Here is a 591-nt window from a genome sequence, read left to right on the forward strand (position 1 = left end):
CTTGAACTTGAACTTCAACACGACGATCCGGTGCTAAGCAAGCGATTAATGCTTTACGACCTTTAACTGCATCACATGTTGCGCCGGTTACAGGGTTTGCTTCACCGTAACCTACTGCAGTTACGTTAGCTGCCGGAGCACCTTTAGAAACGATGTAGTTAGCTACTGTTTCTGCACGACGTTGTGAAAGTTTTAAGTTTGAAGCTTCTTTACCGATACGGTCCGTGTAACCGTTTACTTGGATCGCAGCATTTGATAAACCTGCGTTATTGATTTCGGTTTGCATTGCATCTAATGCTGTTGCCGCAGCCGGTTTTAAGTTTGATTTACCGAATGCGAATAATACGTCAGAGCTGAATGCGAAGTTTTTAGTTTCAACTGCCGGAGCTGCAACCGGTGCCGCACCTTGACCGAAACGGTAGCTTAAACCTGCAGATACGGAACTGATATCCGAACGGTAGTCAGTTGCACCCATACGATTTAAAGTAGAGTAGCTTGCTTTACCTGCGTTGTTTAACCATTGGTATTCAACACGTGCCGCTAATTCAGGAAGAATTGCGTACTCAACACCCGCACCTAAAATTAAAGAAC

Annotated in this window: 1 pseudogene; it reads right to left on the minus strand. The window is 44.8% G+C overall.

The annotated features are described in order from the left end of the window. Window positions 1-591, minus strand: a pseudogene (gene ompA, locus DS839_RS35970) (porin OmpA); the annotation flags it as partial.

This window comes from Taklimakanibacter deserti (assembly GCA_003574785.1).